Origin of the sequence: Brevundimonas sp. UBA7507 (assembly GCF_002478355.1) — a bacterium.
Lineage (GTDB): Bacteria > Pseudomonadota > Alphaproteobacteria > Caulobacterales > Caulobacteraceae > Brevundimonas > Brevundimonas diminuta_D.
In genome coordinates this window covers 98,085-111,600 of record NZ_DLNP01000001.1, presented here as the reverse complement: position 1 = coordinate 111,600, position 13,516 = coordinate 98,085, and the positions used below count along the sequence as shown (strand labels likewise).

Annotated in this window: 8 protein-coding genes; 6 read left to right on the top strand and 2 right to left on the bottom strand. The window is 66.7% G+C overall.

The window, feature by feature from the left end:
- Window positions 1-3 precede the first annotated feature (3 nt).
- Window positions 4-3,093, top strand: coding sequence for an efflux RND transporter permease subunit (locus tag B3D50_RS00490; protein WP_046651902.1), 3,090 nt, complete (start codon window positions 4-6; stop codon window positions 3,091-3,093).
- A 288-nt stretch (window positions 3,094-3,381) separates the two neighbouring features.
- Here B3D50_RS00490 and B3D50_RS00485 read toward each other — a convergent pair whose 3' ends face one another.
- Together B3D50_RS00485 and nhaA are read right to left on the bottom strand one after the other, a co-directional pair.
- On the bottom strand, window positions 3,382-5,976 hold the full coding sequence (locus tag B3D50_RS00485; protein WP_046651903.1) for a TonB-dependent receptor: 2,595 nt from the start codon (window positions 5,974-5,976) through the stop codon (window positions 3,382-3,384).
- Window positions 5,977-6,207: 231 nt separating this feature from the next.
- Window positions 6,208-7,419 (bottom strand): Na+/H+ antiporter NhaA, encoded by a 1,212-nt coding sequence (gene nhaA / locus B3D50_RS00480; protein WP_046651904.1) that lies wholly within the window; start codon window positions 7,417-7,419, stop codon window positions 6,208-6,210.
- 222 nt (window positions 7,420-7,641) lie between these two features.
- On the opposite strand from nhaA, the gene B3D50_RS00475 reads away from it, so the two are divergent.
- From B3D50_RS00475 to B3D50_RS00455, 5 genes are all read left to right on the top strand, one after another.
- Window positions 7,642-9,093, top strand: a complete 1,452-nt coding sequence (locus B3D50_RS00475) for a protein adenylyltransferase SelO family protein (RefSeq protein WP_046651905.1) — start codon at window positions 7,642-7,644, stop codon at window positions 9,091-9,093.
- Between the two features lie 262 nt (window positions 9,094-9,355).
- Complete coding sequence (locus B3D50_RS00470; protein WP_046651906.1) at window positions 9,356-9,769, top strand: DoxX family protein; 414 nt, start codon at window positions 9,356-9,358, stop codon at window positions 9,767-9,769.
- Between the two features lie 200 nt (window positions 9,770-9,969).
- Window positions 9,970-10,458, top strand: a complete 489-nt coding sequence (locus B3D50_RS00465) for a MerR family transcriptional regulator (RefSeq protein ID WP_046651907.1) — start codon at window positions 9,970-9,972, stop codon at window positions 10,456-10,458.
- Window positions 10,459-10,462: 4 nt separating this feature from the next.
- Entirely contained in the window at window positions 10,463-12,244 is a 1,782-nt protein-coding gene (locus tag B3D50_RS00460; protein ID WP_046651908.1) for an acyl-CoA dehydrogenase C-terminal domain-containing protein, read from the top strand.
- Window positions 12,245-12,344: 100 nt separating this feature from the next.
- A complete protein-coding gene (locus tag B3D50_RS00455; RefSeq protein WP_046651909.1) occupies window positions 12,345-13,508 on the top strand; it encodes an acyl-CoA dehydrogenase family protein in 1,164 nt (387 codons plus the stop codon).
- The last annotated feature ends 8 nt before the right edge of the window (window positions 13,509-13,516 follow it).

Sequence of the window (13,516 nt, the reverse complement as noted above, 5' to 3'; positions counted from 1 at the left end):
GCCATGAATCAGCTTTCCGCCTGGGCGATCAAGAACCCCATCCCCATCATCCTGCTGTTCCTGCTGCTGACGCTGGGCGGCGTGACCGGCTTCGCCGGGATGCGGATCAACAACAACCCCGACATCGACTTTCCCCTAGTCGCGGTCACGGCCGCGCGCCCCGGCGCCGCCCCGACCGAGATGGAGGTGCAGGTCACGCGCGTGATCGAGGATTCGATCGCCGGCCTGTCGGGCGTGCGCCACATCTATTCCAACGTCTCGGACGGGGTGTCTTCGACCACCATCGAGTTCGAACTGGGCACCGACACCGAGCGCGCCACCAACGACGTCCGCAACGCCATGAGCGGGGTGCGCGCCAGCCTGCCCCAGGACATGCAGGAGCCGACGGTCCAGCGCATCGACATCACCGGCGACGCCCTGATCACCTATGTCGTGCGCTCGGAAACCATGACGCCCGAGCAGATCAGCTGGTTCATCGACAATGAGATGAGCCGCGCCCTGCTGGCGCTGGGCGGCGTCGGCGAAGTCAACCGCTCCGGCGGGGTGGACCGCGAGATCCGCGTCGAACTGGACCCGCAACGGCTCAGCGCCTACGGCGTCACGGCGGCCCAGGTCAGCCAGGCCCTGACCAACGTCAACAACAACCTGCCGGGCGGTCGCGTCACCATCGGCGGGTCCGAGCGCGCCGTCCGCACCCTGGGCGCCGCCGGTTCGGTCGAGCAGCTGCGCGAGACCCTGGTGCCGGTCGGCGACGGCAAGAACGTGCGCCTGGGCGACCTGGGCGCGGTGGTCGACAAGTGGAGCGAACCGCGCCGCCTGGCCCGCTACAACGGCCAGGAGGCCGTGACCTTCAACTTCCTGCGCTCGCGCGAGGCCAGCGAGGTCAAGGTCTCCGAAAAAGTCCGCGCCGAGGTCGAGAAGATCGACGAGGCCCATCCCGAACTGACCATCGAACAGGTCACCTCGAGCGTGAAATACATCGAGGAATCCTACCTCGCCTCGCTGGAGGCGCTGATCTTGGGCGCGGTCCTGGCGGTCATCGTGGTGTGGATATTCCTGCGCGACTGGCGGGCGACCCTGATCGCGGCGACGGCCATGCCGATGTCGCTGATCCCGACCTTCGCCATCCTGGGGCCGATGGACCAGTCGCTGAACGTGGTGACGCTGCTGGCCCTGTCGCTGACGATCGGCATCCTGGTCGACGACGCCATCGTGGAGATCGAGAACATCGTCCGCCACATGCGCGACGGCAAGCCGCCCTATGACGCCGCCTTCGAGGCCGCCGACGAGATCGGCCTGGCCGTCGTGGCCACGACCGGCACCATCATCGCCGTGTTCGCGCCCGTCGGCTTCATGCCCGGCATCATCGGCCAGTTCTTCAAGGCCTTCGCCCTGGCCGCCTGCATCAGCGTCTTCTTCTCCCTGGTGGTGGCGCGTCTGCTGACGCCGCTGATGGCGGCCTACATGCTCAAGCACACCCACCATGAGGACAAGGATCCCTTCTGGATGGGGGGCTATCTGCGCTCGCTGAAGTGGTGCCTGCGCCACCGCTGGATCGTCTTCGTGATGGGCGGAGCCTTCCTGTTCGGCTCCATCTTCCTGTCGGTTGCGGCCAAGATGTCGTTCGAGTTCATGTCGCCCGCCGACGAGGGCCGCGCGGCCTTCCAGATCGAACTGCCGCCCGGCTCCACCCTTCATCAGACCGATGTCGTGGTGCAGCAGGTGACGCAGAAGCTGAACGCCCGGCCCGAGGTCACCTCGGTCTACGCCGCCATCGGCGGGCAGTCGGTGAACCAGGCCAATGTCTACGCCGACATGGTGGCCAAGGGTAAGCGCGAGCTGAGCCAGCAGGCCTTCGCCCGCGTCATGGTCGACGAGATGAAGCAGATCCCCGGCGCCCGCATCCGCGCCGGCATCGCCCAGCAGGGCGGCGGACCGGGCGACGGCACCAGCTACACCTTCTCCATCCTGGGCGACGATCCGGTCGTGCTGGAAGCCGCGGCCCGCAAGGTCGAGGAGGAGATGCGCGGGGTGCCGGGCCTGGCCAACATCGTCAACACCGCCGCCATCGCCCGGCCGGAAATCCTGGTCACGCCGCGCCCGGATGAGGCGGCGCTGCTGGGCGTCTCGGCGGGGGCCATCTCCCAGGCCGTGCGCGTCGCCACCATCGGCGACATCGACCAGAACCTGCCGAAGTACAATCTGGGCGACCGCCAGATCCCCATTCGCCTGCAGCTGACCGAGGCCGCGCGCGAGGATCTGAACGTGCTGGAGACGCTGCGCGTGCCGACCGCCTCAGGGGCCGCCGTGCCGCTGAGCGCCGTGGCCGACATCGAGTTCGGCGCCGGTCCGGCCACGGTCAGCCGTCAGGATCGCTCGCGCATCGCCTCCATCTCGGCCGAGCTGGACGGCATCACCACCGGCGCTGCGGGCCAGGCGGTCAACAAGCTGCCCTCGGTGAAGAACCTGCCGACGGGCGTGCGTCAGGTGCCCGCCGGGGACGCCGAGTTCATCCAGGAGATGCTGGTGGGCTTCGGCATCGCCTTCCTGTCGGGCATCCTGCTGATGTATGCGGTGCTGACCCTGCTGTTCAAAAGCTTCGCCTATCCGATCACCATCATGGCGGCCCTGCCCCTGGCCATCGGGGGCGCCTTCATCGCCCTGGTGATCGCAGGCAAGAGCTTCTCCATGTCGGCCCTGATCGGGGTGCTGATGCTGATGGGGATCGCGGCCAAGAACTCCATCCTGCTGGTCGACTACATCATCATGGCCGAGAAGAGCGGGCTGAGCCGCTTCGCCGCCATCATGGACGCCGCCCACAAGCGGGCGCGGCCGATCCTGATGACCACCTTCGCCATGGGGGCGGGCATGGTGCCCATCGCCATCGGCTGGGGCGCCGACGTGGAGTTCCGCTCGCCCATGGCCGTGGCCGTGGTCGGGGGGCTGATCTCCTCGACCTTCCTGTCGCTGCTCTATATCCCGGCGGTGTTCACCATCATCGACGACATCGCCGGCTTCGGGCGGCGCATGCTGAACCGGATGTTCGCCGGGCAGAGGAAGCTTGCTGGAGAGAGCCGCACCCCGGCGGAATGAGGCGGCCGTCTCGCGGTTGAATAAGGAAAAGCCCCCGGTCATGCGGCCGGGGGCTTTTTCGTATGGCGGTCGCGTTCGATAGCCGCTCATCCGGCGGACGCCGGGATCCAGTCAGCCGCGTCGCAGACCCTGCCTGATTATGGAGGCGTTCTGAGGCCAAAACACTGGGCCCCGGCGCCCGCCGGGGTGAGCGGGATTGGGCCCCTCCGTCCCACGCGGTCCCGCCAAAAGCAAAGGGCGGGCCGGACTACTCCGACCCGCCCTCAGACTCTCAAACGTCGCGCTGGATCAGTAGCGGACGCGCAGGGTCATGCCGTAGGTGCGCGGCTGGCCCATGAAGGCGTTGTAGGTCTGGGTGTCGCCGGCCGGGCTGTAGTAGGTGCCGTTCGGCTGGACCGTGGTCTGGAAGGCCGAGCCCTGCAGCGGGGCGTTGATGGCCACCTGCATATACTCCTCGTCCGTCAGGTTCTGGCCCCAGATGTCCAGCGCCCAGTTCTCGTCTTCCGCGCCCAGAGTGATGCGGCCGTTCACAAGGGTCATGGCGTCCTGCATCTTGTAGGGCAGCAGGTCGGAGCCAGTGTTGAACTCGGTCGAGTATTTGGCCGACAGGTTCAGGCCCAGCTTCAGCCCCGCGCCGATCGAACGGTCGAAGGCCATGGAGGCCGTCGCCGACCATTCCGGCGCGAACGAGGCGCGGGCGCCCGGCAGCAGGGACAGCTGCGGGAAGTTGGCCGGGTTGGTCAGGTCCGAGGCGACGAAGTTGCCATATTTGGTGTCGGCGTAGGTCACGCCGCCCGAGAAGGACAGGCCCTCGACCGGGGTGAACCAGACGAAGTCGGCGTCGACGCCCTCGGTCGTGACCTCGGGGATGGACTCCACCACGAAGGCCGTGCCCAGGAAGGTGTTGAGCTGGAAGTCCTCGAACTTCTGATTGAAGTAGGTGAGGTTCAGCAGCACCGAGCGGTTGAACAGGGTGTTCTTCAGCCCGATTTCATAGCTGTTGACCGTCTCGGACGGGAAGTAGAGCGACGAGGTCGGCGTCACGCCCGCCTGCACCCGATCCATGTTGTAGCCGAACGACTTGTAGCCGTGGGCGTAGGAGGCGTAGCCCATGACGCTGTCGTTGAAGCGATAGCTGCCCTTGATCGTACCCGAGAACTCGCCGCCGTTGTTCGATTCCGAAATGCGGCGATTGTCGAACTGGGGGTTGGCCCAGGGCAGGCAGATGGTGCCGACCAGGGTCGAGGCCAGGGCCTGAATCTGCGCGGGCGTCAGCGTGGGGTTCGCGATGCCGATGGCGCCGCCGATCGCGCCGGCGTTGCCCAGGGCGCCGCCGCAAGCCGCGCCGTTCGTGCCCACATTGTCCTGAACGCCCAGCAGGCGCTTGTGGTCATTCGAGTAACGCAGACCCAGGGTGACGTCGAACTTGTCGGTCAGCTTCACCGTGTTGTTGGTGAAGAAGGCGATGGATTCCGTGCGCTGGCTGTAGTGGTCCTTCACGCCCTGACCGACGCCAAAGCCCGGCCCGGTCGGAGCGGTCGCCCCGGTCAGGCAACCGACGATGCCCATCGGCGTGGCGCCAGCCCCGGTCACGCAGTTCACGGCGGCCGGATTGGTCAGGTTCAGCCGCGATCCCAGCAGCAGCGACATATAGGGGGTGTAGCCCGCGCCGTACCAATAGCTGTCCTCACGGGCGATGCTTTCGCGCGTCAGGAAGGCGCCGACCAGCCAGTCCAGGCGGTCGGTAGCGCCCGCCAGGCGGAACTCCTGGGTCAGGTTCTCAAGCTCGAAGCCGTAGCCGCCGTCGTCCACGCGATAGAGCAGGTCGGCGGTGGTGTAGTCGAGGTCCATGCCGTTGACGCCCGACCAGTTCCGCCAGGAGCTGAGCGAGGTGAAGGTGGCGTTCCACGACGGGATGTCGATGTTGGCCTCGGCGGAGAGGCCCATGTCCTCCATTTCCTGCCCGGTGCCGCGGTTGGCGTAGGCCTTGCGCGAGAAGGGCAGCTTGCCGAAGCCGGGCGCGGGCGGCGTCTGCTGGCCGCCGATGGCCGTGATGATGCCGTAGGTCGGGCCGGTGCGGACCTGGGTCGAGACGCAGCAGTATTCGTCGCGCTTGGAGTAGTCGGCGATCAGGCGGATCGACACGTCGTCCGAAGGCAGGATCAGCAGTTGGCCGCGCGCGGTCCAGAAGTCCTGATTCTGGTCGTCCTGCTCCTGACGCGGGCCGGGGCCGGTGACGACGTCGTAGAAGCCGTCACGCTGACGCTTGGCCACATAGAGGCGGCCGGCGATCTGATCGGTGATCGGGCCGGTGATCGAGCCGGCCAGGCCCCAGGCGTTGAAGTTGCCGTAGGTGGCCTCGGCGCTGAAGCCTGGCGTGAAGGACGGCGCCTCGGTGATGATGTTGATGACGCCGGCCGAGGTGTTCTTGCCGAACAGGGTGCCTTGCGGCCCCTTCAGCACCTCGATGCGGCTCAGCTCGCCCAGATCGCCGAAGCCGACGCCGTTGCGCGAGCGGTAGACGCCGTCGATGACCACGCCGACCGAGCTCTCCAGGCCGGGGTTGTCCCCGACGGTGCCGACGCCGCGGATGCGGGCGGTGGTGGCGGTTTCCGACTGGGTCGAGGTGACGGTCATGCCCGGCGTCAGGATCTGCAGATCCTTGATGTCGCGGACCCCGGCGCCGTCCAGCGCCTCCTGCGACAGGGTCGTCACCACGATCGGCACGTCCTGCAGGCTCTGTTCGCGCTTCTGGGCGGTGACGATGATGTCGTCGACCGTGGTCGGTCCGTCCTGAGCGGCGGCGGCGCCGACAAGACCGAAGGCTGCGACGCCGACGACGGCGACCGAAGCGGTGCAGCGGAGGATGTGGTTCAAACGCATAAGGCGGCTCCCCGACTCTATGGGCCCGACCGCATTCGCGGCCGTGCGCGATTCCTGTCCCTGATGACCCGCGCTCATTGAACGACGCGAATTCTCATTCAAAAGGGGTAGTCTATGGTCGAGTCACCGACAAGGAGAGGCCACTTGGAGAACGATAATTTCACCCAAGCCCGCCTCACCTGTGGCGATAAAGAGACAAATATACTGACGTTAGGTCAATGTTATCGTCGTTCAGATAGCCGAAGCGACTGATTTCGCGTCGCGTCTTTTCTTTCGCCCCGCCTCGGCGAGCGCCAGAATCGTCGCCGCCATGACGGCCGACAGCACCGATCCGCCGATGACGCCCAGCTTGACCTCGATCTGTTCGGGCGAGTCCACCGCGCCGGGGAAGGCCAGGACGCCGATGAACAGGCTCATGGTGAAGCCGATGCCGCACAGCAGGCTGACGCCGTAGAGCTGCATCCAGCCCGCGCCCGACGGCTTGTCGCCCAGGCCCAACTTCACCGCCAGCCAGGCCACGCCGAAGACGCCGATCTGCTTGCCGATGAACAGACCCAAGGCGATGGCGATGACCAGAGGCGCGAAGGCCTGCTCCAGCGACAGGCCGGCGAAGGAGACGCCCGCCTTGGCGAAGGCGAACAGGGGCAGGACCAGATAGGCCACATAGGGGTGCAGGTCGTGCATGGCGTCCTTGAGCGGGCTCTGCGAGGTCTCGCGGCGCGGCTCGACCGGCACGATCAGGGCGAAGGCCACGGCGGTCAGCGAGGTCGACAGCCCCGACAGCACCGTCAGATACCAGACGGCGCCGAAGCCCAGCACCCAGAAGGCGGCCGCCATGCGGCGACGCCCCAGGACGGCGAAGACGGCGATGACGCCCAGCGCCGCCAGCAGCGGAATCCACTGCACGCCCTGGCTGAACAGAATGGCGATCAGGGCGATGGCGCCCAGGTCGTCGACGATGGCCAGGGTCAAGAGGAAGACGCGCAGGGAGGACGGCAGATTGCGCCCGACCACGGCGAAGACGGCCAAGGCGAAGGCGATGTCGGTGGCCAGGGGAATGGGCCACCCCTGCGTCGGTCCGCCCAGCGCCCCGACCACGCCCAGGTAGACCAGGCCGGGAACGGCCATGCCGCCGAGCGCCGCCAGGATGGGCAGGGCCAGCTTCTTGGGATTGCTCAGTTCGCCCTTGAGGATCTCGTATTTGATCTCCAGGCCGACGACGAGGAAGAAGATCGCCATCAGACCTTCCTTGATCCAGTCGGAGACCGTTTCTTCGAGCCGCAGCGGGCCGATCTGGACGGCGTGGACGCTCTTGAGCCAGGCGAAATAGTCGGCCGACAGGGGCGAGTTGGCGACGATCAGGGCGGCGACGGCGGCGAGGCCCAGGACGGCCCCGGAACCGGCCTCGGTCTTGAGAAAGGCGAGCGTGAATTTTCTGGCCACGAAGGTCTCCGAAACAATGAGATGGTCTGTCGTGGCGTCAGGTTATCGACGGACGCCGGACCGGATTCGCGCGCAGGGCGGCGCCGGCCTGGCCTCGGGATCGGTTCACGCGAGACCTGATATCTGCGGGAGAAAATACGGATCGGCGACGAAGGTTCAAGCCTGATCGGCCCGATCGGGCTCGCAGTTGCGAAATGCGCGGCGAAGGCGCATCTGCCGCCCATGCCCGTCTCCCCCGCCTATCGCCCCGAACCCCGCTTCTTCGACCTGGGCGCCGACTACGGCGACCCCGTGCAGGCGGCCGATTTCCCGCAGACGATCCTGCGCCTGCGCAACGACCGGGCGGCGGCCGAGGTCGGGCTAGAGACGCTGAGCGACGCCGAATGGATCGCCCATTTCGGCCGGTTCGAGCCCCTGCCCGGCCAGCCCGGCGGCGTGGCCATGCGCTACCACGGCCATCAGTTCCGCGTTTACAACCCCGACATCGGCGACGGACGCGGGTTCCTGGCCGCGCAGATGCGGGAAACCCCTCAAGCAGCCTCCCTCCGCGAGGGAGGCGATAGGGACACTCAAAATCCCCGCCTTCTCGACCTGGGCACCAAAGGCTCGGGCCAGACGCCGTGGTCGCGTCATGCAGACGGGCGGCTAACGCTGAAGGGCGGCGCGCGCGAGGCGCTGGCGGCGGCCATGCTGGACAGCCTGGGCGTGCCGACCTGCCGCATCCTGTCGCTGATCGAGACGGGCGAAGACCTTGAGCGACATGACGAGCCGTCGCCGACGCGGTCGGCCGTCATGGTGCGGCTGTCGCACAGCCACATCCGGTTCGGGACGTTCCAGCGCGCCGCCTACTATGGGCGCAAGGATCAGATCGAGGCGCTGATGGAGCACGCCCGCAGCCTGTATCATCCGGCGGTCGCGGCGGGCGACGCGGCGGGCTTCCTGGGGGCGGTGGTCGAGGCCTCGGCGGCGCTGACGGCGAAGTGGATCGCGGCGGGCTTCGTCCACGGGGTGCTGAACACCGACAATCTGAACGTCACGGGCGAGAGCTTCGACTACGGCCCGTGGCGCTTCCTGCCGCACTATGAGCCGGGCTTCACCGCCGCCTATTTCGACCAGAACGGCCTCTACGCCTTCGCGCGCCAGCCCGAGGCGGTGTTCTGGAACCTGACCCAGTTGGCCGGGTGCCTGAAGCTGATCGCCGAGCCCGAACCGCTGGCGGCGGCGCTGAACGCCTTCGGCCCGGCCTATATCCGCCATCTGCGGGCGGCCTTCCTGAACCGGCTGGGCGTGCAGAGCCTGGGCGAGGCGGCGGACCAGCGGCTGCTGGACGCCACGCTGGCGCTGGCGCGCGAGAAGAAGGAGACCCTGCGCTGGGAGCCGCTCTTCTTCGACTGGTTCGGCGGGTTCAGCTCGGCGGCGCGGGCGCTGGGCGGGGTGCGCGGCAAGACCTATCAGGGCGAGACCTTCGACGCCTTCCGCTTCGCCCTGATGGAGCATGAGCCCGATCGGCCCGAGCGGCTGGAGCATCCGATGTTCGCCGCGCCCGAGCCGGAAGAGATGCTGATCGACGAGGTCGAGGCCCTGTGGAGCGCCATCGACACGGCCGACGACTGGGCCCCGCTGCAGGCCAAGCTGGCCCGACTGGAGGCGGCGAAGGCGGCCTGGCGTCTTTGAGGTCCCCCTCGCCCCGCCCAGGCGGGAATGGGCGGATATTGTGAAGCCGCGCCCTTAAGTCATCAATTGATGTCATCGAGCGTTGACTCGAAATCCGCCCGGGCGTAGAGGCGGATGATCCCGGCTGGGTTACGAGGAATTGTGGTTTCGGCCCTGCTGTCGCCACGTCGTTCTCCGACCGTGATCACAGATTGTTTCAGCCGCTTGCAAATCGGAACCCTGCAACTGATCTTGTGACTGTTGCGAATTAACGGTTACGGCCATGACGACGACCACCTTGAACACCCACCAGGCGCGCGCCCGCGCCGACTATCTGAACATCGCGCTTTGGACCTTTCAGGGCTGGATCGCCATGTTCTTCATCGCCGCCGGCTACGCCAAGCTGTCCGAGCCGATGGAGAATCTGATCGTCCTGATGCAGTGGCCCGCCGCGGCCAGCGAGGCCTTCGTGCGCGGCCTGGGCGTCGCCGAGATCATCCTGGCCGCCATGGTTCTGGCGCCGCTGGTCTCATGGCGGTTCGGCCGCCCCCTGCTTCTGACCGCAGCGGCGGGCCTGCTGATCCTGGAGAGCATCGCCCTGGGCGTGCACGCCTTCGGCCTGGACCTGGGCCTGAGCCTGACCAACGTCTTCCTCATCGCCATCACGGCGCCGGTGCTGTGGCTGCGTCGCCGCTGAGCCGCCGCATCGCTTAAAGGTTTGCGGGTCCGCTTCTCCCCCTCCCCCTGAGGGCCCGCAAATACAGAGGCCGCGACCCGTCCCCGGTCGCGGCCTTTTAGCTTTTGTCCGCCGACGCCCCCTCGCCCGCTCGTTCACAACTTCGTAGCCCGGCGCGCGAAAAGCTTCCCTTTACGTCCGCGTCAAGTTATGAAGTCGTCATGCCGATTGCTGACGAACATCGCACCTATTCCATCCGGCAGCTGTGCCGCGAGTTCGGCGCGACCGCGCGCGCGCTGCGCTTCTATGAAGACAAGGGCCTGCTGACGCCGTCGCGCAAGGGTCAGACGCGGGTCTACGGCCCGCGCGACCGCGCCCGGCTGAAGCTGATCATGCGCGGCCGACGCATCGGCTTCACCCTGGTCGAGATCCAGGAGATGCTGGATCTGTATGACCAGAAGGACCACAACGTCCATCAGATGGCCATCGCCCTGCCGCGCCATCGCGCCCGCATACAGGCGCTGAAACAGCAGCTCGAGGACATCGAAGGCGCCATCGAGACGGCCGAGGCCGCCTGCGCCTGGATGGAGTCCAAGCTGACAGAACACCGTCCCGACCTTCTGCCGGGCGCAGAGGCCTACGCCAGCCTGCTGAGCGAGCGTCTCAACGATCCCGACGATCAATTCCTGACCTTCAAAGCGAGAGCCTGATCCCATGAGCTACAAGGCGCCCGTCCGCGACCTGTCCTTCGTCCTGCATGAGGTTCTGAAGGTCGAGAGCTACGGCAACCAGCTGCCCGACGCCGACCTGTCGCGCGACCTGATCGACCAGATCGTCGAGGAAGGCGGCAAGTTCGCCGAAGAGGTCATCGCCCCGATCAACCGTCCCGGCGATCTGGAAGGCTGTCACATCCAGGGCGACGTGGTGACGACGCCGAAGGGATGGAAGGAAGCCTATCACCAGATGGTCGAGGCCGGCTGGCCCTCGTTGGGCTTCAGCACCGAGTTCGGCGGTCAGGGCATGCCCTCGGTCGTGTCCAGCGCGGTGGGCCAGTTCACCGCCGCCGCCAGCGCCGCCTTCTCCATGTATCCGGGCCTGACCAGCGGCGCCTTCCACGGCATCGAGGCCAGCGCCTCGGACGAGATCAAGCAGAAGTATCTGCCGAAGATGGCGTCGGGCGAATGGACCGGAACCATGAACCTGACCGAGCCGCAGTGCGGCACGGACCTGGGCATGGTCCGCACCAAGGCTGTGCCGAACGGCGACGGCTCCTATTCGATCACCGGCCAGAAGATCTGGATCTCGGCGGGCGAGCACGACTTCGCCGACAACATCATCCACACGGTGCTGGCCCGCGTCGAAGGCGCGGTTCCGGGCATCAAGGGCCTGTCGCTCTTCGTGGTGCCCAAGTTCCTGGTGAACGAGGACGGGTCGCTGGGCGAGCGCAACGGCGTGTCCTGCGCGGGCCTCGAACACAAGATGGGCATCCACGGCAACGCCACCTGCGTCATGGCCTATGAGAACGCCAAGGGCTGGCTGATCGGCGAAGAAGGCCGCGGCATGAACAATATGTTCGTGGTCATGAACGAGGCCCGCTTGGGCACCGGCCTGCAGGGTCTGGCCATCGGCGACGCCGCCTATCAGGCCGCCGTCGAGTTCGCCAACGACCGCCTGCAGGGCCGCAGCCTGACCGGACCGAAGAACCCGGACGGCCCGGCCGACCCGATCATGGTCCACCCGGACGTGCGCCGCATGCTGCTGGAAGCCAAGGCCTTCGTCGAAGGCGGCCGCGCCTTCATCCTGTGGACCGCCCTGCAGGCCGACCTGCAAAAGGCCGCCGATGAAGCCGTCGCCGCCAAGGCCAAGGACTACATGGGCCTGATCACGCCCGTGCTGAAGGCCTATCTGACCGACAAGGGCTTCCACGTCGCCTCGCTGGCGATGCAGGTTCACGGCGGTTCGGGCTACACCGAACACTTCCCCGCTTCGCAGTATCTGCGCGATGCGCGGATCACCATGATCTATGAAGGCACCAACGGCATCCAGGCGCTAGATCTGGTCGGCCGCAAGCTGCCCGCAAACGGCGGCCGCGCCATCATGAGCTGGTTCGCCGACATCGACGCCTTCGTGGCCGAGAGCGGCGACGACGAGGCGATCAAGCCCTTCGTCGAGGGCCTGGCCGACGCCAAGAAGAAGCTGCAGGAGGCCACCATGTGGCTGATGCAGAACGGCATGGCCAACCCGGACAATGCGGCGGCCGCCTCGACCGACTATCTGCACATCTTCGGCCTGACGGCCTACGCCTTCCTGTGGGCGCAGATGGCCAAGGCGGCGCAAGAGAAGATCGCGGCCGGGGACGCCGATCCCTACTACGCCAACAAGCTGATGACCGGCCGCTACTTCGTCGAGCGCATCCTGCCCGACGCCGGGGCGCACCTGAAGAAGCTGAAGTCCGGCGCCGAGGTGCTGATGCAGATGCCCGCCGAGGCGTTCTGATCCGCTTCTGACCCAGGGGCCTCTCTCGCCACGGCAGGAGAGGCCTTTTCTTTATTGCAGAAGGGCGGCGCAGACCGCCCGCGTCAGCAGGAAACACCCCATGAACGTCCTAGGCAGCCCCGAACCCGACTTCATGAAGGAAGAGGAGATCGTCCTCTTCTCCGACTCCGTCGCCAAGTGGATCGACGAGCACGCCCCGCAGGAGAAGTTCCAGCAGTGGATCGCCGAATCCTCGGTGCCGCGCGGGCTGTGGAACGCGGCGGGCGAAGCGGGCCTGCTGGGCCTGTCGCTGCCGGAAGAAGACGGCGGCTTCGGCGGCGACTATCGTCATGAAGTCGTGCTGATGCGCCAGCTGGGCTGGAAGGGCGCGGACCACTTCGGCATCTCGCTGCACAACGCGATCGTCATGCCCTACATCTGGCACTACGGCACGGCCGAGCAGAAGGCGCGCTGGCTGCCGCGCCTGCAGTCGGGCGAACTGGTCGGCGCCATCGCCATGACCGAGCCGGGCGCCGGGTCCGACCTGCAGGGGGTGAAGACCACCGCCGTGAAGCAGGGCGACCACTATGTCCTGAACGGCTCCAAGACCTTCATCACCAACGGCCAGCTGGCCAACTTCATCATCGTGGTGGCCAAGACCGACCCGGCCGAAGGCGCCAAGGGCACCAGTCTGATCTGCCTCGAAACCGACGGGGCCGAGGGCTTCGAGCGCGGCCGCAACCTGCACAAGATCGGCATGGAGGCGAACGACACCTCCGAGCTGTTCTTCAACGATGTGAAGGTTCCGCTGGAGAACGTCATCGGCGACACCGAGGGTCAGGGCTTCGTCCAGCTGATGCAGCAGCTGCCGCAAGAGCGTCTGAACATCGCCGTTCAGGGCGTGGCCGCCGCCGAGCGCGGACTTCAGGAGACGCTGGCCTACGTCAAGGAGCGCAAGGCCTTCGGCAAGCGGGTCATCGACTTCCAGAACACCCAGTTCAAGCTGGCCGAGATCAAGACCAAGCTGACCGTGGCCAAGGTCTTCGTCGACCACTGCATCGGCCTGCACCTGAAGGGCCAGCTGGACGCCGCCACGGCGTCGATGGCCAAATACTGGGTGACGGACATCCAGGGCGAGACCATCGATGAGATGCTGCAGCTCTTCGGCGGCTACGGCTATATGACCGAATATCCGATCGCCCAGCTGTACAAGGACGCCCGCGTCCAGCGCATCTACGGCGGGACGAACGAGATCATGAAGCTGCTGATCGCGCGGACGCTGTAAGGGCGCCG